Genomic DNA, 26,998 nt, shown 5'->3' with positions numbered 1-26,998 from the left:
CGTGGGCGTTCGACCGGCTGTATCAGTATCTCGACTACAAGGGCGAAGAACACGGTGTTGAGGTACTGAAAGAAAATGAGTGGAATACCTCGAAGACGTGCTGTGAGTGTGGTGACTCCGCTGATAGCAACCGGGTTGAGCGTGGTCTGGTCTGTACGTATGTGATTCCTGCGCTGCGAATTGGTAGCCAACGCAGACTGTAACGGCGCAGAGAATATGAGACAAAAGATAACCCCGAGTCCGAGTCCGTCACAGGATAGGGATAACGGCTGTCTGGCACAGCCATCGATCTACTTGTTCGATACATCACCGGGTGAAATAGTCCCTCAAGAACAGGGTAGATCCTAAACCAGCAAATATCCCAAATCTGCGGTACGGGAAGCCTCGCCGTTTCCGGCGAGGAGGATGTCACATAGAATGCATCGGATGATACAGCATCCCGCAACGAAGTTTGGTGCCAAGCCATGTCTGAGAACATTCACGGGCAGGAACCGGCTGATTGCACGCCAATACAATGAGTGATAGCAAGCATACACAAATGTTGACGAAATTACTCATCTACGGACGTAACTGAAGAACCTACAGGGAGGTGCGTAACGGCGAGGGATATCATAAAGTACCAGTGGAATGCCGGCGCTCACGTGATAGCTTGCCGATCGTTGACCACGCAGATCAGCAAACATAATTCACTTCATCATCACCGCTAATATTATGATTCTCTCTACAAGTTTGGATCGAACAAATCTGCCAAGTTAATTCCTTCAGGTTGGCTCGAATCCAACCGCTCATAATTCGTGATTCGTGAATACTTGTTTCCACAATATTAGCGTGATTCACTATTTTTATCACGCTAAACTGCCGAGAGCGGAAATAAAAATAGCTAATCCGCCAAGCGTAAACACAGACCCAACAATTGCAAAAAGTGTCCCCACAGTGCCTGTTTTCAACGCAGTGGTTTCTGTCAGCTCATTCATCACATTCAGATGGTCCGTTTCAGGTGTCATGACCGCGACTACATCTGTATTTGTATCTGCACCGACACTAATATCAGTATCTTCGGCTCCCGTCTTTGGCGTTGGGTTTGCTCTCCCGACAATCGTTATTTGCTCGCCGAGACTGATTGTTCCCTCAATCAACTCAATCGGATTTGGGATACTACCTGAGTCACTTATCTCAGCTGATGGATCAACATTAATTTTCTCTTCATTAATTTCTCTTGATACCTCCTCCCCTCCTGTGACCGTCTTTTTCTGGGTATCCAATGACAGACTTTCTGTCGTAGGGGTAATCAGTACCTCCGCTGTCCCATCAGAAATTTTAAATGATCTACACTCGGTGCCAGAGTCAATCGGGCAGCCATCATTCAGTTGAGAGCGAATTTTATACTTGTACGCCACACATTCTTGATCGTGGATTGGTGAAATAATTGTATCACCCGGCTGAGATGGATAAACAGACCCGGTTATTTGAACTAATTCATCACTCCCAACAGCTTCATCAATTGGCACTAAATCCGTCGTGAATATTCTCCACGATCGATTGAGTTGTTTGATTCCACCAATTGTCAGAGATAATCCAACTCCTGTTGCGGCCATTCCGCCAAATAATCCGGGTAAAATCCCATCGACAGCTAATACAGAGCCACCAAGTAACATGATAGACTCAAGAAAACTCTCGAGAGATATGTTATTTCCCCGTTCGTTCTGTTCTTAGAGCAATATTGACCGCCGATACGACAACGGTTTAGAATTTTGTCGAGCGTAGGCGGATCTGGAATCACTTCCACTATCATTTGATTCAATCCACTGTGCGGGTCTATAAACACACGATCAAACTGCGAACAATGCTGGCGCTGAATATCAGAACACGTGTACACGTAATCGGCGGTTCACGGACGGTTGAGCAGCGTAACTAACCCTGCGTGTAAGCGGTAATTGCGCAGTTTACTCACATCATCAAGAAAACATAGTTACTCTGTCAACCGGTCAATCTTCGCTCGCACGCGGTGGCGTAGCGTCACATCCTCTGAGTGACCGACGGGCACCCCACCGACAGTGACGGGCACGAGTGGGCGGTCACGTTTACACTTAATACAGGTCCGCAGTTGTGTGCCGTTCCAAGCACAACACTCAGGACAGAACCACATTGATTTCAGTTCGTCACTCATAATCGTACCTCCATGCTCCTTTTTGAACTGACACTTCAAGAGTGTCGCAGATATTGCATGTGTCCTTTCGCGACAGCGCTGCTCTCTCAACGTCAGCATCGTGAACCATGATATGACCTAACCCGCCACTGAGAGAGTGTATGATCGTTGAGGTGTTGATATCAGTTGCGAAAGACTCATGATGAATATTATTGTTTTCTGTCTGAGTAATTGTCTGTTGTGGCATAGTAGCATCTATCAATTGATTGAATATAGCTGGGCGCAGTCATTTTCTTTGTGAGCAATTGTTTTATGATAACAACTCACATATGTTCTAACCCCTCGGCATATGAGACATAATGACCACATCGTTGGATCACAAATCTGAACTATCAGAGTGCACTCAATCAGACATTTGAGTGGGCACACCGTCGAAAGTGTATCTGTCTCACTGATATCAACTGGTCTGTCATCGGGAATCACTGGGTCTTGACCGGCAGCATAATTGTGTGGATCGTGTCAACAGGTAGTATTAACACTGTAACTTTTTTATGTATACTAATTACTGTTGTGCATGAAGTCTCAGACACACGTCACATTCGTGCTGGACTCGTCGGGATCACCGTCAAAAATCGACGACGACACCCAGGGTGGATTCAATACGTTCTTGATGGAGAAACGTGAAGAGAGTGAGGTGGCAGTGACGCTACATGACTTCGATAGCACCGTTGAACTGGTGTACCGGGGACCGGACATCGTCGCCGCCGAGACGCTGGACACGGATAACTATCGCACAGGCGATTGACGAAACCCGCGACTACGTCGCCGCTGAGGAGGTCAACAGTCAACATAAGTTGGGAATCGCCTCCTCGGAGTTGGATAGCTCAACAAAGCGAATTATTGAGTGCCTGTCCGAAGAGTTCGAAATCCGGATTAACGCGACATGATTCAATTACTACAAGGAGACCAATCGAGAGTATATTGCTCGCACTTGGCTAAAAGACTCTACGAAACGGAAGAACTCGAGGAAGAGGATGTTCGTGAACCCTGGAATGGGCATGACCCCTATGCAAATTTCGGTGAGAATGAGTATCGGAAACGCGAGACGCTCGCACGTATCAGGAATCCCCAGAAACTGAGCGTGAGTCTGAGTCAAATCCCGTGAGTATTCACAAACATATTTATAACTGTTAATTTTGAATACGACTTCAGAATGACACGGAAGGTCATATCATACAAAGATGGTCATGTCTATGAGTTTGCCCCCGACATGGAGCCGATATATACGGCTAAAGACGGGGAATCAGTCACATTCGAGACTATTGATAGCCTGAATAAGGCTGTCCAGTCGGATTCTGATCTGATGGATGCTATCCCAGAAGAGGTCAACGCCGCTACAGGTCCAATTGCTGTTGAGGGTGCCACACCTGGCGATGTCCTCAGGGTTGAGATTGAAGATGTGCGAGTTAACGAGGAGCAAGGACGTGTGATTACAGCACCGGAGTTCGGGTTACTCCAAGATCATGAAGACATCGAACACCCAGCGACACGTGTGACAGAAATAACCAAAGATAGTGAGTCACTTTTATTCAAAGATCTTGAGATACCAATCAACCCTGTTATTGGAACGATTGGTGTTGCAACATCTGAAGAAACAATTACAACTCTTATACCACACAATCATGGTGGTAACCTCGACACCACAGATATGACCGCTGGGACAACAGCCTACTTTCCAGTGTTTCAAGAAGGTGCGATGCTAGCGATGGGCGATTCCAAAGCTGCGATGGCAGATGGCGAAATGTGCGGTACCGGTGCTGAAATTGGGACTGACATTGATATCACGGTTTCTGTCATTGAAGATGCCGCCATTGATCTTGAGCGCCCACTCGTCGATACCGGTGGTGCGTGGAAAACGATTGCTAGTGCCGAAACAATGGAAGATGCTGTCGAAATGGCAAACGAGGATCTTATTAAACTACTTGCTCTTGAGCATGATTACTCGCTTACTGACGCCTATCTTTTTTCGAGTCTTGTTGGCGGTCTGGAAATTAGCCAAGTTGTCGACCCACTTGTTACGGCCCGTAACTCAGTCCCAAGCGAATATCTCTCAGATCCATTCTAAGCTGGGTTGGAGTGGAACTTTTAGAGAGTTCTATTATTAAGATGTGAATAACAACTTATCATCCCTCGACAGGATCGCCCTCCAGTGTCTCTTCTTTCGTATCGGGTCCCAGATGGAATAAATTAGTTTAATTCCGACCTCTCACGGTTGAGTTATTCTCATGATAATTGAGTGCCAGGTGATGGCTGCACCTTGCTTGTGGACGCTGTGTCTGAGCCCAGAGAACTTGACAACGGCACACACGTCACCTTCGATTCTGTGCCAATACTGAATATCCTGTGCTGTCTTGTCTGCAAGATTATTGATATTAAACTGTTCTGGAAGGGCTTGAACAGTTTCTGAGTTGCCATCGCTCCGGTTGTAATGAGGCTACAGTCGTTATCACATTCTGATTATATAGCTATAAATTCAACACGTATCACGAGCTGAAATACATGATTATCATATTGTACAGCAGGTTATCAACCTCCTCTCGCGCCTAGAGACGCGTGAATCCCACCACGAGATTTCAGACCGGTCGTACCCTTCTGATTTCAATGTCGTAGTCCCGTCGCTGGGTTCGAAACTCTCGGACGCACTGAGAGGCAGAGCACTGCTACATCCGACAACCTTCCATCAGTGAGGCTTGTCCACCGGTTACCTCTGGCGTATCATAAGAACGATTAAACAAAAATACGGTACGTGCATCTGCTCACGACGCTGGTGGAAATAGTTCCGTGAACTCACCATCGTCTGTCTCATTCTTGACATCCTCCTCCGCTTTTAGGCGGAGGAATCCTGAGCGTGAGTTGAGTGTTGGAGATTTCAGGGTTGCAGTCCCACCGAGCATCCAGACAGAAAGAATCTGAAGGGATGCTCGTGGACTGTGGCGGGTAGAGTGGGAGTGCCAAGCCCCGCCCCGGTACTCCTATCCTCCGTCATGTTCGGACTCCCAGAGTTGGTTTTGCCTCGGGGCGTCCAGCAGACCTCAACGGACACGGACTCGGAGTTACTGTGAGCTGTGCTTACAGCAGTCAACTCCAGTCCAGTCCAGTCGGATTCTGTGAGAATACGCTGGTTATCGACTGGGTCCATTGATTCGATTATTGCTTGGTTGCTTGGCGGCGGGGCGGGGCGGGGCGGGCAGGCCGCCATCGGAGGACTCAGCAGAATCACTCTGTTCTAGCTTGATTCCTATCTTTCCGGATAATTGCCTGCCAGTTGAAACGATGGATTGTGAAATCTCGGGCTGGCTATCACACCGTGGATTGTTACTCGGGTGTCGGATTCATTTTGTCCTGTCCTGCGGCTAAAGGCGCAGGTATTCTCCTTGATTCTGTATAATGTAGACCGATCACTCTGAGCGGTCAATATGACTGTTGTACCAGCTTGAACCGCGACCAGCCTAACAAGTCGTTATTCAGCAGCCTTCTTCTGCTCCGGTACATGCTCTCTGAGCTGACGCTGCCGGGATCGCAGGAAGAGTTCCATCCCGTGTCAACGTCTGTGACTCGGCGTACAGCGCAGTGATCGACGCAGAAAATAAATAAAATACAGCGTCTCCCGACAGCATATCAAACACGGCAGGTACGTCTCCAGCAGCGTCCCCGATACGAGGCATGCTATGCGAAGCATGGGCGATCATCACGACTGGCAACGCCCCTCAGTGTTGTTGTACAGCCATCCGAGAATGACTGACATCGGTATCATATTTATGATATACTCCCAGAATACGGTGAAATCGCCCGCTCCAGTGAGTATCATTGGGACGTGTCAAAGACCCCAGACGACGCCAATCAGTATACTCGCGTGAAGCGCACTAAATCGCTGCTAGAGACGGGGGCTGTAGGAAACCACGCCAACCCAACTCCTCTAATGCACCAGCCAAAAATAGCGTAACACCGAAGGTAAAGATGTAACTGCTGAGTGGAGCGTATGGAACCGCCACACCGCCGAGAAGCACCACAACTATCATCTCAGCCTCAATCCCGAACATCATGATGGCGATACCGATGAGATACCAACTCGCAGGTTACGAAGCTGTCAAAGCCAGTCTCGAACGCTTTCAGCGAGTAACCAGACCGTCGCCCCTACAGTAATCATCGGAGCCCATGCATAAGCCACCACTCCCAATGTCGGAATAGTGGATCCGAACATCCCGTGTAGCCCCGCAAAAACGAGCCCGGAATAGAGTGCAAGTACAGCTAGGAAGTTCCAATTGCTCGGTGAGATGTCTCTCGTCTGGGGCTGTCAACGCCGCTCATTTTTTCCTAGTAGTGCTAAATTTTGTACTCCAGTATATACTGTTGGACGCACAAACAAGTAAAAAGAATATTTCTGGACTAGCAGTTGATATACGCAGTTCATATACGAGCGAAAATCGTTGATGAGAGACAAATACCGAGTAAGCGTTTCAGCTTCTGAAATGAGATATATTATAGATCCTATCGGGAGTTGCCTACAGTGCATATACAGTAAGTAGCTCTCATCGACTAGCTGTCTCAGCTGAGGGTCAGTCTGAAGAATAGGATTTCACCGAGAGTCTTTGCGAATGCGTCAATATGGATGCCATTGTATGTTCCAACAGGAATTTTTTCCTCAGATTCATTTTGGTTAAGACTCCCCCGATAGATTTCGAGGAGATGAGTCACAATAACGCCGGTATCCGGTTGTATCTGCTCAAGAGCATCAGTCAGACTGAAATTGAGATTCTTCACCGCACCCCCCCATCAACACGAGACGTGCACACAATGTAGAAATCCTCATCTAAGTCGTACTAATGCATTTTCACCGCCACATCGTCATCGTGCCCAACGATTTGCGAGACGATTTTACTGGGGTCGGGATTCACGAGATCAAGAGACAACTGCTTGTCCCCTGGATACTGGTAGTCGACGTTGCACATTACAGGGTCTACTACTCCGTGGAGAGTATAATAGTTCCACATGAACCCCTGTTGGGTTGAACCGGAGATTTTACAATGAAATCCAAGCATCGGAATTGGACCCCTGATCGGCGATACAGCTATAGATTGTTGGTCGATGGAGAGTGTGAGACTGATACACGATCAAAGTCGATCTGACCGCACTGTACGGGTTCCTGTCAAGTGAAATATCATATGATAAAGATACCCGTTTGGGGTCTGGTAGTTCAACCACATACAGAACCGGACAGTTCTTTCTAGTTAGCTCAACAGATTAATTCGGTCCATCACTCTGTTCGCGAAGTATCGACAGTGGTCGTAGGTGTTCCACAGACAGTGATGAAAGCAACTTTCGCCCCATCAAGAGTGATTTGTCTCGAGATACTAACCCCTGCTTGACCGTTCAAAAATTCATCTGTCGCTTCAAAAACGCTTGATTATGCTGGACTTCGCTTGGAAGGTTTTGTTTAGTCACACCTCAACAAGCAGACCACTCGGTTTACAGCCTTTGTGAAATACTGTGAATAGCTGGTGTCCGCTCACTCGGCAAACAGTTAGTCCGCCGTTACGGGGCCGCTAGCGGTCCGGTTGTCGCTCCACGTGAAGTAGCTCGCGAGAGCCGGACCGCTGACGTTATGCCAGACACTGAACAGTGCGGGGATGAGCGCGGCTGCCGGGTCAAACAGGGATGCGGCGAGCGCCACCGCGAGACCGCTGTTCTGGAGGCCGACCTCGAAGGTCGTCGTCCGTACGCGGTCCACAGACATGCCGAACGCGCGCCCCACGCCGTAGCCCGCTCCAAGGCCGACACCGTTGTGGAGGACGACTGCGGCCAGCACAAGCGCGCCCGCAGTGAGGATGTTATTGACGTTCGCACCGACGACCCCTGCGACGATGGCAACGATGGCGACAACGCTTATCACGGGGAAGACATCGACTCCAACCTCCGCGGCCTTCGGCGAGTAACGGTCAAGGACGTACCGAATCCCGAACCCGAGCACGACCGGGATGATGACGATCTGGACGATACTGGTGAACATCTGCATGAACGTCACGTCGATGCTCTCTCCGAGGATGAACAGCGTCCACGCGGGCAGCACGATGGGCGCTGTGAGCGTCGTCACCGTTGTGATAGCGACAGAGAGTGCCACGTCGCCGCGACCGAGGAACGTCATCACGTTCGACGCCGTGCCACCGGGGGCCGCGCCGACGAGGATGAGTCCGACGCCAATTGCGTCCGGCAGGTTGAAAAGGAGGTAAAGTGCGTACGCCGCCAGCGGCATCACAAGCCACTGGGTGACCGCTCCGATGCCGACATCAGCGGGACGCTCGGCGAGCCGCTGGAAGTCCTCGGGTTGGAGGGTCAACCCCATCCCGAGCATGATGATTCCGAGCAGTGGGTTGACGTAGTCCAACACTGGAACGAACGAATTCGGGTAGACGAGCGCGATGCCCGCCGCAGCGATCACCCAGACGACGAAGTACTTGCTCGCGACCTGTGCCGCCCGCGAGATTCCACCACTGACGCTCATATGAATATTGTATGGGTTCGCCGAAAGAGACTTTCCCTACTGGCAGAATTGTGGGACGTCCCCTCACCTCGGTGTAACCAGCAGCTTCCCCACCGCCATGAGAACCACTAGCGACGGCGATCTGTACAGCCATTCGAGGATCATCGAAAAGGGGTAAGAATAACCCGACAGTTGGTAGGACATACAGGCATTATGCGAGTGAGTGCTGAGATAATAGCCGCTCGTCAGACGCAAGCCAGCCGTATTCCTCGGAAGTAGTGTGCGATACAACACAGTGATTAATTGGCTGGCTGAAAATGTATAGAAAATCCATCAGGAGCGACCGATTCTTCAAGAGAGACTCTTTAGGAGATTGTATGCGAGCGCAAGCGTGATGATACCGTGGTCTTTGAGAACACGCCCGATCACCGGATACTCGTCTTTCTGTGCAATCACCTCGATACGTTCGGGCGCTCGCAAGCATCAAGCATGTGAACGAGGACCTGCGGACTGACGTCGAGCAGTTCTCTCCGCTAGCTTTGCGCTTGGATAATTTATCAATTCCATGACAGCTTGATACTATCTAGTCTGTAAGCATCGTCGACCGCGTGTACACAGAGGCGAGCCAGCAGCATGCGGCTAACGAATTGTTTCATCTGTAGAATCTAGACTTGGAGGTGCCACAGCCGTATGCATGTTACACTGCTAGAGGTAATTGATGTCATTCCCGATCGAGACGCTTCCGGATTGCCTCTTGGATCAGTTCTGATTGGCTCTGATATAGTCCAGATTCTATGTGTGATTCAATCCGCCGTTCGAGATCGGTTGGGATACCGAGGCTAATGACGACGGTCTCGGCGTCGTCGACATTGGACGGCTGTGTACTGTCACGATTCATATTCTTAATAATTATCTGCCTATTACTTGTTTCTATGGGGGCAATAGCCACGGCGAATGATCAGGCGTCAGTGATAATTCAAACACAAAACAGTTCTTGTGTTGTCACTTCCTGAAATCTATATGAAGATATGATGTGGAAGATTAATTGGACGGACAATATATATTGATGCGATATCAGTGATAACGAGGTCACGTCAGTGAACTACCCTACTCACTTACCGCTTTCGCGGTTCGTTCCTTGAGGAAGGGGACTTAGCCTCGTTATTGTTAAAACAATCACAGATATAGAACGATCAGGAGCAGAAGACCAACTGAAAGGACAGCGGCTGCTACTACTTCCTGATTTTGACGATCATTGAGATATCAACTCTGAGTCCCCTCACTATACTCGCTCCGTTCATTTTCATTGGTATTTTTTCTAAGGGTGGTAACTAAGCGTCTACAACCTGCTAACCCGGATACTTGCTGGGCGACGTTTCGATCTGCACTGTCTCTGTATACGATATTTCAAAGCTGGGCAGTGTCTCGACCTGCTATTGGATCTAAAACTCATGATCGATATGAAGTTGGAATAAAATTTGAACGGAATTGAGTTTGATCTTGAGTCAAAGTTGAAAAATATATTTTAATTGATAAAATCACCCTTCACATGCATGTCACCGCAAAGCACTCGACGTCGATTTATTACCGTGGCGAGCAGTGCCGCTGCCGTGGGTCTTGCAGGATGTCTCGGTAGTGGAGATGACAATAGTTCAGCTGACAACACTGGTAGTGCCAGTGAAAACACTAGTAGCACTGAAAGCGGAGCAGACGTAGACGCAGACGGAGAAACAACGTTTCTGGTTCGGATTGAAAATGTGGCGCCGACGGATTTCTACGGGGCTGACACCGCAACTGGTGGTCAGGTATGGCTTACTCCAGGAGCCTACGCTATCCACGAGGATGAAAACCCGATCTTTAGCACTGGTGAGCCGGCGTCAGTTGGGCTTGAGGCACTTGCCGAGGCTGGTCCGCCGACCGGGTTTGATGGAGACCCGGGATTGGTTGATGAACTCCCAGATGCAACTGGCGTGAGTTCGGTTGGTGCGTTTACGCCTGCTAACACTGTCGAGGATCCGAACGACCCAATGGGCGAGGTCCCCGGCGCGCCACCGATTGCACCAGGTGGCGCATATGAATTCGAGATACAAGCAGCTCCTGGCGACCGACTCTCGTTTGCCTCGATGTACGTTCCCTCCAATGATCTATTTGTTTCCCCAGACCCAGCGATCAGACTATTTGAGGAAAGTGAGCCCGTTTCTGGCGACGTCACCGATACAGTCGGTCTCTTCGACGCCGGAACCGAATTGAATGGCGAACCTGGCATCGACACCGCCGGTGCACCTCTCCAAGGTCAGAACGGCGGCGCGACTGTTGGTCCAACTGAGGGCGTCGTCTATCCGGCTGATAGAGTCAACGACGGCTTCCGGTACGCCGAACCAAGTGATATCGTCAATGTAGGACTGACGTCTGACGGAGATAGCAAATTCATGCTTCGAATTGAGAATATAGCGCCAACAGACTTCTATGCGGACGACACCGCGACTGGCGGTCAAATCTGGATAACACCAGGTGCTTTCGCTGTCCATGAAAGAGAAAATCCAATCTTCTCAGTCGGCGACACAGCGTCGGTCGGACTTGAAGCTTTAGCCGAAGCAGGACCACCGACAGGGTTTCCTGATCAACCAGGTCTCGTTGATGAACTCCCGGAGGTAGACCGCGTCTCATCGGTCGGTGCATTCACGCCAGCCAACACCGTCGAGGACCCGAACGATCCAATGGGCGAGGTCCCCGGTGCGCCACCAATTGCCCCTGGCGGGGCTTTCGAAGTCGGCTTTGAGGCGGTCCCTGGTGACCGACTTTCGTTTGCCTCAATGTATGTTCCCTCCAACGATCTGTTCCTTTCGCCACAACCGGCGATTCAATTGTACGAGGGCGGCGAGCCTGTCTCCGGCGATGTCACTGATACAGTCGGTCTCTTCGACGCTGGAACCGAAATTAACAGTAGACCAGGTGTTGACGTCGCTGGTGCACCTCTCCAAGGTCAGAATGGCGATCCAACTGCTGGTCCAACTGAGGGTGTTGTACACCCAGCCGACCGGGTCAACGATGAGTTTATGTACGCAGATATGATGGATATCATTCAAGTAAGTCTGAATCCACAATAACAGGTCGACTTAGACTGCTAGCGACCACACTAGTCAATTTCACTGACAGTAGCAGAATGTCACGAGATGATACCGTGGGCACAGAATAACACTCATCAGATGTTACATGACTATCGATCCGGGCGGGCAGCTCAATCTGTACGACGGCAACGGTTTAAAACCGTGGAAAATAGTCGTTACCAGCAGATGGAAAAGGCGCTGTGGTATGTCTTCGTCGGGAGCCGGGGCGGTGCGAACAGGATCCGGATAGTACGTGAACTCGAATCGCGCCCTCGCAACGCAAATGATTTGGCGAGCCGGCTTGAGGTTGATTATAACACAATTACACACCATCTGGATGTTCTTATTGAGCACAACGTCGTTGAGCCTGGCGACAATGACTATGGTCAATTGTACTTTCTGACCGACCAGTTTGAGCAACATTGGGCAACATTCGAGACAATCAGCGCTGAGGTTGAGTAAAATGGCGATGGGACCTCCTGGAATCCTCGGTTTCGGGCTTGCTACGCTCAATGCTGCCCTATTGATCGGCATCGGAGTGGTGTGGATTCGCAACTACCGACAGTTCGGATCGGCGATGTTGCTTGGGCTGACAGGATTCAGCGTTGTGTTGTTTCTTGAGAATGTCCTTGCAGGATATTTCTTTATTGCCGGAATGAAGACAGTGTGGGGGGCTGATCCCATTATAGCGTCTGTCGTTCTGACAATGCGGGGGCTCGAACTGTTCGCGATTGGACTATTAGCACATGCAACGCTGAGATGACTAGTCCCGACGAACTGTATGTCCTCTCTCTCGGGGTGTGTCTTAGTCAACAGTGATGTTGGTATACCTGATAAAATAGGCACTGACTGTCTCTGCGCAGATCACAGGAACAATTTTGATTGCTACTCCCGGCGTCGCGCTCGTCCTGTCTGACCAACAGCGGGGTCCGGACGTCCTCGATTTCTGCTTGTGGGATATCTGTATGTAGGCGGTCGATGGGTGTTTGTGGCGTTTGTTTGATCGTCTGATTGAGTGTTCTTTTTTAATTGGGTGAAATCAAATCCGACTAATCCTCCCAAGCCCGAAGTTATTATCGTGGCGATAACTGCTCCACTGTCAGGGATTAATCCACCAGCGTCGGCAGTTCCAATACCACATATGATGACGATGAAACTGATCAGAAGTGAACCCGTGAGAACACCCACAAATCCCAAATTCTCAGTGCCATATGATTGTATTAGTAAATTAATCACTCCTCCAATCACCACACCAGCCAGCCCCCACAGACCGATAATAACAAACGCTGGAGAAAACGATACCCCCGTTAGATATGGAATCAAAGCGATTGCAGTGCCTATGATTACGAACATTAGGAGGCTATATCTCAGATTTGATAACTCGCTCATGTGATTATACCTCAATTATATAATTGTATATTCACTCGGTGATTTGAATCAACTGGTGTCGAAGCCAATTCTAGACGTATTAAATAGATAATTCTCCTCAATACTCATCATATAAAATGCAATTGAGTGCCGCAATCTTTGCAGTGTCGCGTTGTTGGAGTTGCCGTGGGTCCATTATGATGGAGTGGCTCAACGTCTGTCTCCGACGCGACCCGTCGAAACGGAGTCGCCTTATTGAGAGCGTGACCCTCGCTCAACGGGGTACCGCTGTATGAACGTCACGGATACCAGCGTATTGCGGAACACACCCACGAATTTGCGAAGGACACTGTAGTGACCATCGTAAAAATAATTAAGTCGCTCTCCTAGCAGACATAGGCTTCGTGCACCGAACTCAAATCCCATATTAATGACTTACACACAAACATTGAAACTGTCAACAATATTGATAGTTCCAAATTTTTAAACAGCTGTAAATATAATGAATAATTGCCATCAATCAAGATGGCTACAGCCTACGACTTAGGTCACAGTCATTCAGTCATCATGGGCTTAGTCACCCTACCCGACACAACCGGGCGGCTATTAACCGTCTGATCTTTCTGGCATTGGTCGCGGGCAACTGAGGACAAGTTCCATCCTCGTTATTGCCGGTGATCCATGATAGATATCGACCTACTCTCCCAGTTGATATCTATTATTACATAGAGATATAACACAAACAAGAAAATCGGTAGTGTGGTATAGTCATTAATAACAGATACAAAAAACAATTATAGGTTTTCCTATGACAAACTTTCTACCGTTGCGACAGAGTGAGAATACATTCACGGATTAAAACTCTGTATACATACTGTTACTACTATAATAAAAGATACTACATAGAGACACCTTACTCTGAGATTGACATCTTCCCACCGCTTCAGGGGTGGGATATTGTGGTTTACGACGTAACGTGCTCTCGAGGTGCGAACGTACCAGTTTCCTCCTCAAACAAGTATGTCGATGGCTGTGCAAACCAGCCGTTACTCCTACCCAGTGGAGAGACTCGGAGTTACTTTGTGACGGATATTCTCGATCCTGTTCACATCGGCGTTCGCCACTGCTTCACACTCGTCACGGACGGACAGTCCCTTGTTCGACACAGTTTGCTTCTCGGAGTTGCCCACACAACACGAACACGACTTCGACGTGTTTTGTTCAGACACTTTCTCGACAGAGATGCCTTCCATCTCAGCCTTGTACGTCAGCAACGTCATGAACCGGCCGAACGCCCACGAGTGCAGGTCGAGACTCCCGTGTGGACCACATCCTCAGCGCCAAGTCTTTCGCTTCGTCGCCCCGGTCGTCTTTGCGGATGCCGGACAGGTCCCCACTACAATTGTTCCAACATCTTCCTCACACACTGTCCAACGAGAACGAGATGTTGTGAGAGCGTGTGGAAGTAGTGGGTGCGACGGGCAGACTTCGTGTAGTGGAGTCGAGTTGTCCACTCTGAGGCTGAATTATCGCACCGAGCAATCTACTTACTGAAGTAGCAGTCATGCTGCTTCAAACAGCTCAGCGGGTACAACTCCGCGTGTTCGCGGGTGAGGGCAGCGAAGTTGTTGATCCCGACTGTCTTTGTGCCGGGTGTGTCAGCTACTTCAAGCTCAACCTTGCACACGAAGTAGAGTTTTCATTCACTGCCAGTCCAGACCGCTCGAACCTGTTGGACGCTCTCCACCGCAGAGAGATCAACTCCGGGTCGGGTCTGTGGTGCTCGCACAGCGCGAAATCCGACCAGTAGTCTTTCACGGTCGACCCTTCAGAGAGCCGGGTGCGGTTGTACTGAGTGTCGAGTTTGAACCCGGCGTGTTTGAACATGACTGTGCTCCGGGGGTGGTTATCCCCGTGTTTTCGTTTGCGGTAGCCGGGCAGGTTTGCTCGTGTGTCTCCGTTCTGTCGTTTCGTGTCCCAGCCAGTGACTACCTCAGCGAGTTCTCGGCAAACGCGCTGAGTTGACTGTGAATGGAGGTCATCGCAGCGATCGTGGGTTTTGAGCTACGCGGTGAGTTCAGTGTGACCGGGAATCTGAATCTGGTCGATTGCCGACCAGACACGGTCACAGACCCATCGCATCGCCCGACGTTCCAGAGCTTGAGGCAGCAAGCTCGAGGGCGTCAAGATCACCTGGTAGCTGTGAGTGGTTCTGGTTCTGGATGGACGCAGTGTAGGTACACAGGTGACGGCCTGCTTGACCATACGTAACCTATGTTCGTGAACTGGATTACCGGTATGGGGTCGGTAGCGTGGAATATCCAGCCGTGCTGTCGTCGGTTGATGCTGGAGGAGTTGTCGGATGCATCCCACCTCTAAAGCGGTGGGCATTCTCATTTATTTGTGTAATATTGCCACTGATTAGCGTTGATCAACAATCTCAGGATTACGCTTTTTAACCGTTACTTCCGTCCTATTTTGTCTCGTTCACTCGCTCGCAACATTGGATCCAAAGATCGTCTAATAGCTATCGACGGTTGCAATCATCAAACTGAGAATCACACACGCGTATGTATAAACCGTAACTCGCACAATCCACATACATGATCACGAAAGAGGAATTCAGATTTCAAATAAATCCTTTTGATGATGACTATTGTATTTTTCAGTATCTGAATTCATTTATTATAGTGATTGATGCGTGTTCGTAATTTCAAGCAGCTGAAATTTGTGTTCTATCATGCTATTTGACACTCAGAAGAACGCACAAAGATTCACACTACGCCTCCCGGACCGAAAGCCACCGGCGCTAGCACACGACCGAGTTTTGAGTCGTGCTCATGACCTAATGCTATGACTGAGAGTTAAAATTGTCTCCACTGTATTTCTCCCCGGGAGGAACTTGACTGCGAGAGTACAAGTCTCTGTAGAACGGTTCACAGACGCGAAAATATGGCGAGGAGAGAGTATGCAGTAATTATGTGACAAGCAGATTTGTCACTTCTATCATTTATTTGCTCTCGATCTTCCCAGCGTATGTCTGAAAGCGAATTGTCTCTTCCGGAATGTGAAACGTATCGGTACAAAATTCATATGAGTTATCTGGAGTCTCGCCATGCCAGAGAAGATATGCGAATTCACCTTCGACGATCGTATTATCCACCTCTAAGGTTGTTTCATCCTGGGAGAACTCATCAAATAGCCCTGCAAACAGTCCCTCAATTTCATCGAGACCACGGTAAACACCCAGATTTGTCACCACAACTGAGTCCTCAACATAATCGGTCATGACTTGATTTAAATCCTGATTAGCAAATGCGTCTAGGTGATGATCAAGCGTCGCACTAGTGTTGCTCATAAAGCAATATTTTGTATGCACACGCCAAGTAATTAATATACTGATTAATCATTTAATTATATTGATTAGTTCAGATATGGGGCTAATTGAACATATTAGAATGCGGAATGCCGATTATATCTTCACAGCTCACACATTGGAAATATTGGGGAGAAGACTCCATTTGATCGCATATACACAACTGCTATGTTTATGAGCTGTATCTCAGGCATGGTTTCAGCAGGATTCCCGTATGCCGAATCCAAAAACTCCGCTCAACCCGTCACAGGTCATTACATAGTATGTATTAAACATGAATAATAACTCACTGATGTAGTGTCAACGGAAATAATCCTAATTAAAAATGAGACCGCTGGGCGAGGGCGAGAGAACGCCCGACGAGGTGGATTATGAACAACCTATCAGTGGGATTATATGTAGTATGACAGCGGAATCGGTGATATCAATATCAGTTGGTGCTGTTGCGATATCCGCTTTCTTTTTTAGATGATGTCACAAAACTACTCGCACGGGCTTGATCTCACTCTGGATTCGATAGATTCATTAGCTCCATGAACCGCCTGTCTCCTCGCTGGTCGCCCGAGGGCATCCCTCTAACTGCGTCATGTTATCCTCACTGACAGTACCCATTAAGAAGTATCAACCAGCGGCAGTCCTACACCCAATCCGTTCTTATTACGTGGTATGACCGATATTGAGCACTCAATTCCGAACGACGATATCGCCCCAGACGATGTCTGCCCGGGCGCTGATCTTTCTGGTGCTGATTTCTCTGATGCTAACCTCTCAGGTGTCGATCTTTCCGACGCCGAACTCATGGATACTGACTTCACCAATGCCGACCTCTCTGGCGCCTCTCTCGTCGAGACGGACCTCTCTGACGCTAAACTTTGGAACACCGACCTTACCGAGGCTAATCTCTCCGAGGTCAACCTCTCTGGTGCAAATCTCTTTAATAGTGACTTCTCTGGTGCTAATCTTATGATTGCCGATCTCTCGCACACTTACCTCTCTCGTGCCAACCTTTCTAATGCAAATCTGTGGGGTGCCGACCTCTCACATACTGACCTCTCAAACGCCGATCTCTTTGGTGCCAGTCTACTGAATGTCGATCTATCAGGCGTCACACTTTCTCGCAAGACAACTATCGATCCACCAGAAGATCAGATAGAGGGCAATGAAAACAAGCTAGGAGAAGAACAGTACGATCAAATCGCCCGCGCAAATCACGAACTTTTGACGGCGTACAGCGCGAACGGACTGACTGGACGGGCTCGGACCGCCCGGGTTCGAGAACGTAAGGCACGACGACAGGAGGCGTTGGCTGAAGAAGGGTTAGGAGGCACTATCGCCTGGTTTGGATCGTTGCTCTCGCAGTTCTTCACCGGATATGGGATTCAACTCCGAGTGGTAGTTGGAGGGATGTTACTGCTCTATGTCACCTCAGCACTTGTGTACTCAGTGGCTGGTGGAATGACGCCTGTTGATAGTCTCTACTATAGCATCGTGACCTTCACTACCTCTCCACCTACCGAACCGACCGGCGTTTTGATGCGTATCGTGGCGGGGATTGAGACGTTCGCCGGTACAGTCGCTATTGTGTTCTTAGGTTACGTTCTCGGGACCCGTGAGCGGGTGTGAATGTATCACGACTCGATTACATTTCTGTTGTTCATCTGTAGTATTGAATCTGCATGCGTGGTGTATTTGCATCATTATACATGGACAGACAATGGACACATAGGCGCAACTATCTGATTAGATTATTTCTTATCTATTTTGTGTCCTCAAATAGTGTATTGTCCGGTGTTACTAGTCATCTATTTTGATTTATCATGGACAGGGTCTATCCTGGGGTCGAGTTGTTTTTGATGACACCAGCGTGTTACTCAGATTAAATTTTGTTAAATAAGATCATAGCGCTCGCGAAAAATCATTTCTGCGTTTGTTGAATGGATTTCAATGAAAACAGTCACGCGCCCACCATGGTTTTTGACCGATAGAGCATCTGCCGCACTCCACCGAATAGACTGATCAACACTCCGTCGCTCTCCTGGGCTGAGTGTCCCGATTTGTTTTTCTGTTTGATACACTGTTGTGTCTGTATCAGTCTCTGTTAACTTCACGTATCCAGGAACCACGCGGGCGGTAACCCACACATCTGTCGCCTGTGTCGGTTGTTGGTTTATTATTACTGCTGCGATATCGAAACATGTCGGACCACATCGTCCCTGTGCAGTTATCGTTGCATCAAAATCGTCGTTCCCCTGGTCAGTCGTGAGTGATACTGCCTCCGTCGGCATTGGAGAGGGTCCTAATCCAAGGAGCATCGCACCACCAAACACAATCCCAATCGTCAAAATAATTCCTCGCCACATGGAATCGAATATGATATTATTTCTATGCTCTGAGTCATATCACTTCCGCAGGCATTCAGTAAACCTCATTAGCATCGCAATGGACCCAGCGTCCAGAATTCTCTTTATATTGGTTTGGGAAATTAAGATGCTTCAAGATCACTGTGATATAATCATGTGTACAGAAACACACGGATGTGAGACTGCATTTCTTCGAGTTATGACTTTGAGATTGTGGGATATCTGAGATACCCCCGACATTGGTTGGTAGGTATTACTTTCTCAGTAAGAGGGTAAGGAGTGACTTGTGAGAGGTACAGTTGTGGATTCTGATAGACTTGCCGTGAAATCAAATAATATCAATTATTTACTTTTCGTTTAGGTTATTATAGTAATCTAACAACGCTTCAAGAAGCAGATATTCGCCTCGTTCCGGCGGATAGTGTGTATCGATGTATTCTTCAGCAGTATTAACCTCTCCACGTCGAGCGTGCCGGCGGACAACAATCGCAGATTGATAAAACATACTTCCATCTGACTGCTCAGTAGTGTACGTCTCCACGTTTGGCTGAGTAGCCTCCGAAAGATCATCATAGTTGAGCATCTCTGGGTCGTAGTCTGTGTCTACGTGTTCTAATAACAACTCCGTCGCGAATCGGTAGAACTCCGACTTATTACGGAATACGCCCTCATCTACTATCTTTTCTACGGATTCAACAATAGAATCGGAGTATCGAACTGTTTCCTGTACCATTTTATTCACTCTTATCCTACTAGTACCTAATATCATCGCTGTAACATGAGTGGTATAACAGTAGTACATTGTGCCATTGGCGACGAATAATTACAAATCTATATAGCCAAGCCACCACCGCAAGGCTCTCAGTGACACTTATTCATACTCCTCATGGATCTGAAAAAATTCTTTGCAATGAGGGACACCTTATCATCATCATCAGCCAACGATTCGAGATATTCACATTCCGACGTTGTTCGTAATAACTCTACCCGGTCCAATTGCTCTGTATCTGATTCTGTCTCTGGCTTTGGTTCTGCTTCAGTCATATTGTTTCGCCTCCTCAAACTCACCGCTCTTAATAGCATTCACATACGACCGACCTACATTCTCAGATTCATCGACATCACTACGGCAAAACGAACATACTCCAGTCTGATTAAACAATTTCAAAGTCTTCTTTGGGACTGATTTGCCTGGACAGTCTTTCTCAAGATAACCTTTGATTTATTATCTGTTTGACTCTGTGGGATACGATAGATCATCTCGTTTTCATCAACATCTTCGACAGTAGTCGAATCTCAATCGTTATCCCGAAAATAATGTCCACAAAACAAGAACAGATTCTGTTAGAGGCACAAATCCACTCATTTAATAGCTAACCTGAGACTTTTTCAAGATGGGTGGGTGCCGACCGGGCATTGTATCGAATTAGCCAAAAATTGATTCTGTTAGATTGACTTCTTCGACGATCACATCTGCTGCATGTTCAATATCCGCCTCAGTGAGATCTTTCCCTAACCCAAACCGAACTGCTGCTTCAATTCTATCCTCATCATCAGTAATCGCTTCAAGAACATGTGATGTGTCTTCACCACTCGCACAAGCGGATCCCAAAGCAGCCATGACCCCATGATTAGTCAAAGACATTCGAACCAATTCTTTGACGTTTACGTTTGGAAAACTCACGTTGAAATTGTTTGGGAGCCGGTCATCTGGATGACCATTAAGTTCAATATAATCGATTTTCGCAAATAGCCGCTCCCATAGTTGATAACGTTCTCTCTGTCCGACTCCTAGGGCACTTGCGGGTCTGAAGCTGGAGGCTCGAGCCAGACTCAGATCCATTCGTGCTCAATATCTTTGCAACTACACTCTGTTTCTTGAGGCGACCTGTTGTGTTCAGTTATTATTTACGAATGATACGACGACGGTACTCTCCGTGAGTATAGGATATTCAGTCTGATATGTTTGTTCTCATGAATAACATAGAGAATGCCGTCATGCGATTGTGTTAGAGTGGGGTGAGTATTGTATTTGCATAGAATCGCACGACTGAGTTGGGACTGTCTATGTGCATATTCGACCTATCAGATTTATTAGCATGATATCTTTGCCGATATCGACTGAATATCATAACGAAAAAGTAAAAAATTAGATAGGTACCGTAATATCACGAGTAACTGGTTGAATCACTCGACGAATGATTAATATAATATCAATATAATATTTAATCATATGTTATTCGAATACACTCCAGATACTCCGCTCACAAGACGCAAAGTCGAATCAACCTTGGATACAGAAATTGAAGAATACAATAGGGATTACCTATACGGTGGTGCTAATGAAGTTATCTCAAGTCTACAAAAGTTTGAACATGGAACACAGAAGGAGTGTGAGCGATGTGGCGAGTTTGCAGTCACTCTCAGAAGTGTATGGCATCCAGATGGACTGATTACTTCTGATAGTTTTAGTTTTGCTGATGCTAAGTGCTCAAACTGTGAGTCATATGAAAAATTCACATTTGATGAAAAGTCGGAAGAATATGTCGAGAAAGCACAGATGTAATCTTAACCTCTCTTTTTGACTTAAATAATCTGTCAAACTTGTAGCATATAATTGGTGCCTGTCTGTCAGAGCAGATAACCCCAATAATCTGTGTGCATACAGTCTCTCATTAATAAGCGAGAGAGATGGTGACTTTGGCAACTACGTTGATGATCTTCAACGTATATTGTAGTTGCACAACTAATATATATAATCTGGATCGCTACGGTGTCACGACTGATCAGCGTAAGTGTGACGCATCTTGTCAGCAGTCCCGGTCCCCATCACTACACGAAATTTATTTTAATCTATAATCAAGGGATATGATACTCCGGGGTCAGACAGCTCGTTACTTCTTATCATAGTGCTCACATTCACCGTCACTGACTTCGGGGTTATCTGACACACCGACAATCATTAGCGCACGCAGTTACTAATACAATTGCTACATTCCCGAGAAAAGCTCCCGTGTGTTCATCGGAGGATAAGTTGGAGTTGGAAGTCCCAACATCATTTTCACACAGTCATCGCCAGCGTGGTGTGACGATGACTGTTGTCTCTCAGTGGGAGAACACTCTCGCGAGTGTAGCACAGATCAACTGTGTCCTATCCATTTGATCTGTTCCATGTCCGCCTACGCCAACGGCGTTACCAGTTGGCATCAGTGTCATAGTTTGGCAGATTCGGTGACGGACGCCTCCACTTTTTTCCACACGAGGCGTCTGTTATCATCTGCAGAGACGGCAAGTGCCTTGTGTTTTCTCCCTGGCTTCGGGTAGTGACTCATGAGTGTCTCCACTATACTCACACGGCTATCAACAATAATCTGGATTCATACAACACTGTCTTGATGTCACAACAAGTGTGACGCATCGTTGTCTCGCAGAAGTCCGTGTTTATCACATCTCGTCGGCAGTCCCGATCTACGTCGCTGCACGGAACTGTTTTCAATCTCTAATCAAAAACGATGATACTCCGAAGTCAGGAATCGTCATTTCATTCAATCACAAATTCCAATCAATGCATACTTCGCATATCCCTGACTTCGGGGTGATTCTCCGCCAATTGTCGACGTGGTTTCGTAGTTCACTGGTAACTCACACTCCTCGAGTATCAACCACGACTCAATTTGAAAACCAACAGAAATCATCGGTATTGGTATCACCATCTCAAAGGGCGACTCACGGCGCGATTTACCCGGATACTATATGCAATCTGACAAGTGTGCAAAATTACTTAATAGATGAAACCGCTAGTTTAGGCTGATTGTCGGGGGCGTACCTCCGAATTAGCCAAGTTTGTTCTCTGGATGAGTCAGCCTCGGTTGATTCTGAGACCCGGAATCATCATATGATTTCGTGCCCCCTGACAGTCATCTCATTTATTATCATCACATATAAAATCTCGTGATATTCGTTTTTTCAGAGTGCCAACACTATTTTTTCAATTTTAAAGACTGTGTAATTAACATGATTGTTAATTGTTTCTCCGATGAGTGTATTTCATATTCAACGGGCAACTCTCGCTCGTTGAGAATCGCAGCAATCTCAGGCGCGGTGAGTGATCCGTGTTCTTCGGCTGCATCGAGCAAGCGTTGCACGTCACCACGCACATATGCAGCAACCCCACCACACATCGCTTCTTACCCGGGCAGACGTGCTTGATTAGTACGGTACGTGAGAGTCGGATGTGTGTTGTGTGATAATATAGCTATGCCATATCATGCCGTCATGTCCTATCCGCGGAGATGAATGTGATACCACACACGAAAGAAGGATCCACGCTTCCCGTTCGCATGATACAACTCTCGCAGGAGAACCAACCGAGTGTGGGAACTGTGGGACAAATATACGCCGTCCGCAACACCAACTTGAGGAGGAGAATGCCGTCTTTTGTTCAGATGAGTGTGAAACCGAGTGGCACACGAAAGCCAGACGTGAGTAAGTTGTTGTGCGTGAGACTACACAAATTTTCTAATCTATAATTAAATAACATGAAACTCTAAAGTCAGGTATCAGACATTTAGTTGCCTCTTGCATATCCCCATACGTGTATCCGCATGTTACTGACCTCGGAGTGATTCTGTGCCAACAGACGAATGTGTGTCATATTCGACCGGTAACTCACGTTCATCCAGAACCGCCGCAATCTCCTGTGGTGTAAGACTGCCTTTCTCCTCAGCCACATCGAGTAAGTGCTGAATGTCACCTCTCCCATATGCCGCCACCCCACCACACATTTTCAGATAGTATCGTGCCGAGGTATCCAGTACCTTGGATCGGGCGGACTCATCGATTGCTTCACACAGATTCTCCCACAATTGCTTCCGGTCATCGGTTGATTTGATACGCATTTTTTGCACAACCCCGCCGTATCGGCATGGTTTTTGCGGTGACTCACTCGGTCATATACAACCTTTGTTTATAACCAGGGGTGAGGGCGTGATCCGGGGGCACAGTACGGTTCAATCTAAGACTCTTGTACGTTCAAACGTGCACCCGATGTGCAAAACGAAATCTTGTATCCTACCTGCGTGTTTCCCCCCGCAGTTGCATCAAGAACCCTACTCCAACGGGGTACTCAGATCACCACAGTCTGGAGACACCCCCCCAGGATCTGGGGGGGCAGTTTTTGGGTTAATCATCTCAATTCCCAATCGAAACGAGACTGTCTACTATCAGAATCCGTCGGCTCAAACATCCCAGTGGGTATAGCCATCAGTGACGCTAATTACAGACAATATAGTGATTGTTAGAAAAGAGAAGGCGGGTGATTTGATTGTCGATACGATACCTCAATAGCCAGACTGCTGCTTTCGAGACGACAGCATCTCGGAGTAGTAGTCAGCTATTCAGTCGCCTGCTGCATCGATCAACGCGGTGCCCAACTCTTTCGCTTCATCCTCTGTCAGCGATATTCCAGCGCAAAAGGCTTCGATCCCGTCACCAGAACAGTTGAGTGATAGGTGAATATCTTCGAGTCCGCCATCCTGCCGAAGTTTTATTTGCTCTTTCTCAAACGCATGAGTCAGGACATCAAATCCGCTTCTGCCAGTGTAACAAGATGCGTTTATCGACAGGTCATCTAAAGACAGAACTTCTGTTGGTTCATCTGCGTCAATCTGTTCAAGACCAGTTTGTTTGTTTTTCATAGTGGGCTATCCGACCCAGTGTCGGGCGCTCTAACGCCTGGCGCTTTTTCGGATTAGCGTCGTTCTGGATCACTTGATTATGATTACTGATTGAACATATAGCTGTGGGAAACTGTCACATATCCGTTTGACTTGGAGTATTGGAACAGCTGATGTCTGTGGATAATGTCAGAAGTCGAAAACGTTTTGAAATCCTCTCGCTTCGCTCTAGACATGGCGACAGCCGGTCAGCAGTGTCGGGCGTGTGGTGATATCGTCAGTCCATCATAACTGGCAGGCAATAATTAGTCAAAATAAGCAGAAAACACTGATAGCCAGCACACGTCGCGCTGTTGTGCGTTTTCCGGTTGTTGTTGGTGTTTTCTGCTGAGTAGTACAATAAAGTACATACTGGAACCGGTGAGATTTCGGACTCAATAACCAAGATCGGCGATGCTCCCGAAGTGATACCGAGGTCGACCTCGCCCTCCGGCGTGATCATGTACCCCCGCTCCAGAAGCAATTTCAGTGATATCATCAACATCAGATACAATGATTGTCGGGAGTCGGGGAGTTGACCCTGTGGCTTCTACACTTTGCTCTGGAGGTACTTGTATTAGTCTGTCTCGGTGCCTTCTGTTAGTGAATTGCTGTTGAGTAAGACGTGGGTTAATATAAGACGATTCAGATACCCTACCCTAGACAACCCCTCCTCCAGAGAAAACCCTATACTCCAGAGAGGATTGCATTAATGATTAATTTAATCTGACATCAGAATGACTGTCTTCAGGAGTCGGGGATTTCGTGCCTGTTCGACCAGTTGCCCCGGCTCCCGTGTCTATCACGTTCCCTCTCCTCCAGAGACACTTGCACCAACGATTGAGTTTATACAATATTGTCTGAATATTCTCGGGAGTCGACCCTCTACCCTGTGCCCTGTGCCCCCACACCAGACGAAACGAGACGAGACGGAGATCCCCCTTCTCCTGGCGTGATCACGTACCTACTCCCGATGAGATGATTGTCACTGTGGAGTTTGCAGAGTCGAGTCGAGTCTCAGAGAGTCGGTTACTTAGAATCCCACGCTCGGCTTCATCCACTCCTCTGTGAGGCGTGCAGTTAAGTTACATCTGACGCGCTGAGATTGCAGCAGGCGACCGACCTGTTCTGGCGGACGCACTCGGTGACAGTCAGATCGAATCGAATTCGATTCGATCGATGCGACGGTTGGCGCGAACGGTGATGCCTCGCCGAAGGTCCCAACGCCGGACGGTGGCATTATTGACGGCGACACTGGCGAGGGGATCGACGACACCACCGAGACCGAGACCAGTTGGTCTCGTCCGCGCCCCGAAAGAGACCCCTTCGGTAATTACACCGGCTTTGATATTGTGGAGTGGAGTGGAGTGGACTTGCTGCGAAGTTGAAACAATACTGCCACTTGGTGATTTGGCGAGTCACAAAGAACACTGTAAACACACAGATCAGTCGACCCGATCCGACCCGACTAACTGAATACTCTCTTCTCTCGCGGCTAATTCTCGTCGCGGGTCAACTCAACTCTATTCTTCCAGAGGGGAAACGTCGACGGCGCCGTAACCGGAATCCGAGTCGTCAGCCAGGGACTCCGATTCAACCGTCTCTCACTGCCCTTGCATCGAGTCCAAGATTGCCAGCAGCTCACTGTGGGTCCCAGAGAGTTGCTTACTGACCTCGTCCAGCTCCTGCTTCAGTTGCTCCGGGTCATCCGGTAGCTTGTCCCTCATATCTCAGGCTCGGTTTCCACACTTCTTCAACCTGACTCTGTCGGGGACTCAGTTGAGAGGAGCACGGACACACTGGGGCTCACGTCTCGAGTGAGAGATTGCGAGGTCGAAGCCTTGCAAGGTCGGACACAACACGCGAGCCATTCCAACGATTGTCAAGAAGAATAACCTCTTCAGAGGTCCGGGCCGGGTCTGTTATGTTACTCGGCATTGTTCGTCATATGTAGCTGGAGTTTCCCGTGTCAATGGATTGAAAATTCCTTCTTATGACTGGGTTCACCTTCCTTGTTTTCAGACTCGTTGAGCCATTGAGTCATGCATTATTCACTATGGGTATCCTCATGCTCGCGACTGCTGGCATTTGTGATGTGTTTGATTTCCGTGCTGAATAAACTGTGACACTGTCCCGGCTCGCTGTCTCATATCCAGGTTCTCTGATACCACCAACATATACTCAAACATCCTCGGAAACACTGTGTCAGTTGGCGGGGAACTGGGACTCACGAAGCCACGAATATGCCGGGATTCGACAGAGAAAGACAATACAGCTATGACAGTTGCAACAAATGTGTAGTGACTGGACTGTGTCACCGCCTGTCTCTATACCTGTCAGTGAAATGGACGCCGACTATCAGATATGCAACCGATGTCGCTCTCTCAAA

25 protein-coding genes and 2 pseudogenes are annotated in these 26,998 nt (G+C 48.1%); 10 read left to right on the top strand and 17 right to left on the bottom strand.

What is annotated here, in order from left to right:
• Positions 1-348 (top strand): annotated as a pseudogene (locus J07HQW2_RS17540) (zinc ribbon domain-containing protein); the annotation flags it as partial.
• 497 nt (positions 349-845) lie between these two features.
• Here J07HQW2_RS17540 and J07HQW2_RS02975 read toward each other — a convergent pair.
• Both J07HQW2_RS02975 and J07HQW2_RS17535 read right to left on the bottom strand, forming a co-directional pair.
• Positions 846-1,655: a hypothetical protein gene (locus J07HQW2_RS02975; RefSeq protein ID WP_021053830.1), complete on the bottom strand. Its 810-nt coding sequence runs from the start codon at positions 1,653-1,655 to the stop codon at positions 846-848.
• Between the two features lie 314 nt (positions 1,656-1,969).
• The gene (locus tag J07HQW2_RS17535; RefSeq protein ID WP_303703943.1) at positions 1,970-2,167 is read right to left on the bottom strand and encodes a hypothetical protein; all 198 of its coding nucleotides are present in this window, start codon (positions 2,165-2,167) and stop codon (positions 1,970-1,972) included.
• Positions 2,168-2,720: 553 nt separating this feature from the next.
• Here J07HQW2_RS17535 and J07HQW2_RS02965 point away from each other — a divergent pair.
• The 3 genes from J07HQW2_RS02965 to J07HQW2_RS02955 all read left to right on the top strand — a co-directional run bounded on the left by J07HQW2_RS02965 (position 2,721) and on the right by J07HQW2_RS02955 (position 4,271).
• Positions 2,721-2,951 (top strand): hypothetical protein, encoded by a 231-nt coding sequence (locus J07HQW2_RS02965; RefSeq protein ID WP_021053828.1) that lies wholly within the window; start codon positions 2,721-2,723, stop codon positions 2,949-2,951.
• Between the two features lie 186 nt (positions 2,952-3,137).
• Positions 3,138-3,311 carry a hypothetical protein gene (locus J07HQW2_RS02960; RefSeq protein ID WP_021053827.1) on the top strand — a complete coding sequence of 58 codons (174 nt, stop codon included), beginning with the start codon at positions 3,138-3,140 and terminating at the stop codon, positions 3,309-3,311.
• A 48-nt stretch (positions 3,312-3,359) separates the two neighbouring features.
• Positions 3,360-4,271: an acetamidase/formamidase family protein gene (locus J07HQW2_RS02955; RefSeq protein WP_021053826.1), complete on the top strand. Its 912-nt coding sequence runs from the start codon at positions 3,360-3,362 to the stop codon at positions 4,269-4,271.
• Positions 4,272-4,962: 691 nt separating this feature from the next.
• On the opposite strand, the gene J07HQW2_RS17530 is transcribed toward J07HQW2_RS02955, so the two are convergent.
• The 5 genes from J07HQW2_RS17530 to J07HQW2_RS17515 all read right to left on the bottom strand — a co-directional run bounded on the left by J07HQW2_RS17530 (position 4,963) and on the right by J07HQW2_RS17515 (position 9,582).
• Positions 4,963-5,100: a hypothetical protein gene (locus J07HQW2_RS17530; RefSeq protein WP_021053825.1), complete on the bottom strand. Its 138-nt coding sequence runs from the start codon at positions 5,098-5,100 to the stop codon at positions 4,963-4,965.
• Between the two features lie 969 nt (positions 5,101-6,069).
• Complete coding sequence (locus J07HQW2_RS17525; RefSeq protein ID WP_021053823.1) at positions 6,070-6,249, bottom strand: hypothetical protein; 180 nt, start codon at positions 6,247-6,249, stop codon at positions 6,070-6,072.
• Positions 6,250-7,026: 777 nt separating this feature from the next.
• Positions 7,027-7,155, bottom strand: coding sequence for a hypothetical protein (locus J07HQW2_RS17520; RefSeq protein ID WP_303703942.1), 129 nt, complete (start codon positions 7,153-7,155; stop codon positions 7,027-7,029).
• 572 nt (positions 7,156-7,727) lie between these two features.
• Positions 7,728-8,705 carry a bile acid:sodium symporter family protein gene (locus J07HQW2_RS02940; protein ID WP_021053820.1) on the bottom strand — a complete coding sequence of 326 codons (978 nt, stop codon included), beginning with the start codon at positions 8,703-8,705 and terminating at the stop codon, positions 7,728-7,730.
• A 700-nt stretch (positions 8,706-9,405) separates the two neighbouring features.
• A complete protein-coding gene (locus tag J07HQW2_RS17515) occupies positions 9,406-9,582 on the bottom strand; it encodes a ribbon-helix-helix domain-containing protein (RefSeq protein WP_021053819.1) in 177 nt (58 codons plus the stop codon).
• A gap of 655 nt (positions 9,583-10,237) precedes the next feature.
• Between J07HQW2_RS17515 and J07HQW2_RS17510 the strand changes: the two genes are divergently transcribed.
• The 3 genes from J07HQW2_RS17510 to J07HQW2_RS02920 all read left to right on the top strand — a co-directional run bounded on the left by J07HQW2_RS17510 (position 10,238) and on the right by J07HQW2_RS02920 (position 12,554).
• Positions 10,238-11,791 carry a spondin domain-containing protein gene (locus J07HQW2_RS17510; protein WP_021053818.1) on the top strand — a complete coding sequence of 518 codons (1,554 nt, stop codon included), beginning with the start codon at positions 10,238-10,240 and terminating at the stop codon, positions 11,789-11,791.
• A 186-nt stretch (positions 11,792-11,977) separates the two neighbouring features.
• Positions 11,978-12,253 carry a winged helix-turn-helix domain-containing protein gene (locus tag J07HQW2_RS02925; protein WP_048075121.1) on the top strand — a complete coding sequence of 92 codons (276 nt, stop codon included), beginning with the start codon at positions 11,978-11,980 and terminating at the stop codon, positions 12,251-12,253.
• A gap of 1 nt (position 12,254) precedes the next feature.
• Entirely contained in the window at positions 12,255-12,554 is a 300-nt protein-coding gene (locus J07HQW2_RS02920) for a DUF8036 family membrane protein (protein ID WP_021053816.1), read from the top strand.
• Positions 12,555-12,676: 122 nt separating this feature from the next.
• Here the strand turns inward: J07HQW2_RS02920 and J07HQW2_RS02915 are convergent, their stop codons facing one another.
• The 3 genes and pseudogenes from J07HQW2_RS02915 to J07HQW2_RS02905 all read right to left on the bottom strand — a co-directional run bounded on the left by J07HQW2_RS02915 (position 12,677) and on the right by J07HQW2_RS02905 (position 16,517).
• The gene (locus J07HQW2_RS02915; RefSeq protein WP_048075120.1) at positions 12,677-13,144 is read right to left on the bottom strand and encodes a hypothetical protein; all 468 of its coding nucleotides are present in this window, start codon (positions 13,142-13,144) and stop codon (positions 12,677-12,679) included.
• Between the two features lie 979 nt (positions 13,145-14,123).
• Positions 14,124-15,424, bottom strand: a pseudogene (locus J07HQW2_RS19530) (RNA-guided endonuclease InsQ/TnpB family protein).
• A 745-nt stretch (positions 15,425-16,169) separates the two neighbouring features.
• Complete coding sequence (locus tag J07HQW2_RS02905; protein WP_021053811.1) at positions 16,170-16,517, bottom strand: nuclear transport factor 2 family protein; 348 nt, start codon at positions 16,515-16,517, stop codon at positions 16,170-16,172.
• A gap of 684 nt (positions 16,518-17,201) precedes the next feature.
• Between J07HQW2_RS02905 and J07HQW2_RS02900 the strand changes: the two genes are divergently transcribed.
• Entirely contained in the window at positions 17,202-18,158 is a 957-nt protein-coding gene (locus tag J07HQW2_RS02900) for a pentapeptide repeat-containing protein (protein ID WP_021053810.1), read from the top strand.
• Between the two features lie 263 nt (positions 18,159-18,421).
• Here J07HQW2_RS02900 and J07HQW2_RS02895 read toward each other — a convergent pair whose 3' ends face one another.
• The 3 genes from J07HQW2_RS02895 to J07HQW2_RS17500 form a co-directional block, all read right to left on the bottom strand.
• Positions 18,422-18,877 (bottom strand): hypothetical protein, encoded by a 456-nt coding sequence (locus tag J07HQW2_RS02895; protein WP_303703941.1) that lies wholly within the window; start codon positions 18,875-18,877, stop codon positions 18,422-18,424.
• A gap of 364 nt (positions 18,878-19,241) precedes the next feature.
• Positions 19,242-19,628 (bottom strand): ribbon-helix-helix domain-containing protein, encoded by a 387-nt coding sequence (locus J07HQW2_RS02890; RefSeq protein ID WP_021053808.1) that lies wholly within the window; start codon positions 19,626-19,628, stop codon positions 19,242-19,244.
• Positions 19,629-20,321: 693 nt separating this feature from the next.
• Positions 20,322-20,540, bottom strand: a complete 219-nt coding sequence (locus J07HQW2_RS17500; RefSeq protein WP_303703940.1) for a hypothetical protein — start codon at positions 20,538-20,540, stop codon at positions 20,322-20,324.
• 588 nt (positions 20,541-21,128) lie between these two features.
• Between J07HQW2_RS17500 and J07HQW2_RS02875 the strand changes: the two genes are divergently transcribed.
• Positions 21,129-21,461: a hypothetical protein gene (locus J07HQW2_RS02875; protein WP_021053805.1), complete on the top strand. Its 333-nt coding sequence runs from the start codon at positions 21,129-21,131 to the stop codon at positions 21,459-21,461.
• 1,414 nt (positions 21,462-22,875) lie between these two features.
• Here J07HQW2_RS02875 and J07HQW2_RS02870 read toward each other — a convergent pair.
• From J07HQW2_RS02870 to J07HQW2_RS17495, 4 genes are all read right to left on the bottom strand, one after another.
• Positions 22,876-23,076, bottom strand: coding sequence for a hypothetical protein (locus J07HQW2_RS02870; RefSeq protein WP_021053803.1), 201 nt, complete (start codon positions 23,074-23,076; stop codon positions 22,876-22,878).
• A gap of 426 nt (positions 23,077-23,502) precedes the next feature.
• On the bottom strand, positions 23,503-23,793 hold the full coding sequence (locus J07HQW2_RS02865; protein WP_021053801.1) for a hypothetical protein: 291 nt from the start codon (positions 23,791-23,793) through the stop codon (positions 23,503-23,505).
• A 498-nt stretch (positions 23,794-24,291) separates the two neighbouring features.
• Complete coding sequence (locus J07HQW2_RS02860; protein WP_021053800.1) at positions 24,292-24,591, bottom strand: hypothetical protein; 300 nt, start codon at positions 24,589-24,591, stop codon at positions 24,292-24,294.
• 1,622 nt (positions 24,592-26,213) lie between these two features.
• Positions 26,214-26,336, bottom strand: coding sequence for a hypothetical protein (locus J07HQW2_RS17495; protein WP_303703939.1), 123 nt, complete (start codon positions 26,334-26,336; stop codon positions 26,214-26,216).
• 266 nt (positions 26,337-26,602) lie between these two features.
• Between J07HQW2_RS17495 and J07HQW2_RS17490 the strand changes: the two genes are divergently transcribed.
• A complete protein-coding gene (locus J07HQW2_RS17490; protein WP_021053798.1) occupies positions 26,603-26,728 on the top strand; it encodes a hypothetical protein in 126 nt (41 codons plus the stop codon).
• Positions 26,729-26,998 lie beyond the last annotated feature (270 nt).

It is taken from the genome of Haloquadratum walsbyi J07HQW2 (assembly GCF_000415985.1).
GTDB classification, from domain to species: domain Archaea; phylum Halobacteriota; class Halobacteria; order Halobacteriales; family Haloferacaceae; genus Haloquadratum; species Haloquadratum walsbyi_B.
The sequence above is the reverse complement of the archived record's forward strand: the minus strand, read 5'-3'. Positions and strand labels throughout refer to the sequence as shown.

Coding starts and splice junctions, on each gene's coding strand:
- J07HQW2_RS17530 (WP_021053825.1), bottom strand. CDS start 5,100: ATGCTCGGTGGGACTGCAACCCTGAAATCTCCAACACTCAACTCACGC.
- J07HQW2_RS02900 (WP_021053810.1), top strand. CDS start 17,202: ATGACCGATATTGAGCACTCAATTCCGAACGACGATATCGCCCCAGAC.
- J07HQW2_RS02865 (WP_021053801.1), bottom strand. CDS start 23,793: ATGCGTATCAAATCAACCGATGACCGGAAGCAATTGTGGGAGAATCTG.
- J07HQW2_RS17535 (WP_303703943.1), bottom strand. CDS start 2,167: ATGAGTGACGAACTGAAATCAATGTGGTTCTGTCCTGAGTGTTGTGCT.
- J07HQW2_RS02955 (WP_021053826.1), top strand. CDS start 3,360: ATGACACGGAAGGTCATATCATACAAAGATGGTCATGTCTATGAGTTT.
- J07HQW2_RS17510 (WP_021053818.1), top strand. CDS start 10,238: ATGTCACCGCAAAGCACTCGACGTCGATTTATTACCGTGGCGAGCAGT.
- J07HQW2_RS02875 (WP_021053805.1), top strand. CDS start 21,129: ATGTTATTCGAATACACTCCAGATACTCCGCTCACAAGACGCAAAGTC.
- J07HQW2_RS17525 (WP_021053823.1), bottom strand. CDS start 6,249: ATGATGTTCGGGATTGAGGCTGAGATGATAGTTGTGGTGCTTCTCGGC.
- J07HQW2_RS02915 (WP_048075120.1), bottom strand. CDS start 13,144: ATGTTCGTAATCATAGGCACTGCAATCGCTTTGATTCCATATCTAACG.
- J07HQW2_RS17515 (WP_021053819.1), bottom strand. CDS start 9,582: ATGAATCGTGACAGTACACAGCCGTCCAATGTCGACGACGCCGAGACC.
- J07HQW2_RS17495 (WP_303703939.1), bottom strand. CDS start 26,336: ATGAGGGACAAGCTACCGGATGACCCGGAGCAACTGAAGCAGGAGCTG.
- J07HQW2_RS02890 (WP_021053808.1), bottom strand. CDS start 19,628: ATGGTACAGGAAACAGTTCGATACTCCGATTCTATTGTTGAATCCGTA.
- J07HQW2_RS02925 (WP_048075121.1), top strand. CDS start 11,978: ATGGAAAAGGCGCTGTGGTATGTCTTCGTCGGGAGCCGGGGCGGTGCG.
- J07HQW2_RS17500 (WP_303703940.1), bottom strand. CDS start 20,540: ATGTCTTTGACTAATCATGGGGTCATGGCTGCTTTGGGATCCGCTTGT.
- J07HQW2_RS02975 (WP_021053830.1), bottom strand. CDS start 1,655: ATGTTACTTGGTGGCTCTGTATTAGCTGTCGATGGGATTTTACCCGGA.
- J07HQW2_RS02965 (WP_021053828.1), top strand. CDS start 2,721: ATGAAGTCTCAGACACACGTCACATTCGTGCTGGACTCGTCGGGATCA.
- J07HQW2_RS02905 (WP_021053811.1), bottom strand. CDS start 16,517: ATGAGCAACACTAGTGCGACGCTTGATCATCACCTAGACGCATTTGCT.
- J07HQW2_RS02920 (WP_021053816.1), top strand. CDS start 12,255: ATGGCGATGGGACCTCCTGGAATCCTCGGTTTCGGGCTTGCTACGCTC.
- J07HQW2_RS02940 (WP_021053820.1), bottom strand. CDS start 8,705: ATGAGCGTCAGTGGTGGAATCTCGCGGGCGGCACAGGTCGCGAGCAAG.
- J07HQW2_RS17520 (WP_303703942.1), bottom strand. CDS start 7,155: ATGTGCAACGTCGACTACCAGTATCCAGGGGACAAGCAGTTGTCTCTT.
- J07HQW2_RS17490 (WP_021053798.1), top strand. CDS start 26,603: ATGACTGGGTTCACCTTCCTTGTTTTCAGACTCGTTGAGCCATTGAGT.
- J07HQW2_RS02860 (WP_021053800.1), bottom strand. CDS start 24,591: ATGAAAAACAAACAAACTGGTCTTGAACAGATTGACGCAGATGAACCA.
- J07HQW2_RS02870 (WP_021053803.1), bottom strand. CDS start 23,076: ATGTGTGGTGGGGTTGCTGCATATGTGCGTGGTGACGTGCAACGCTTG.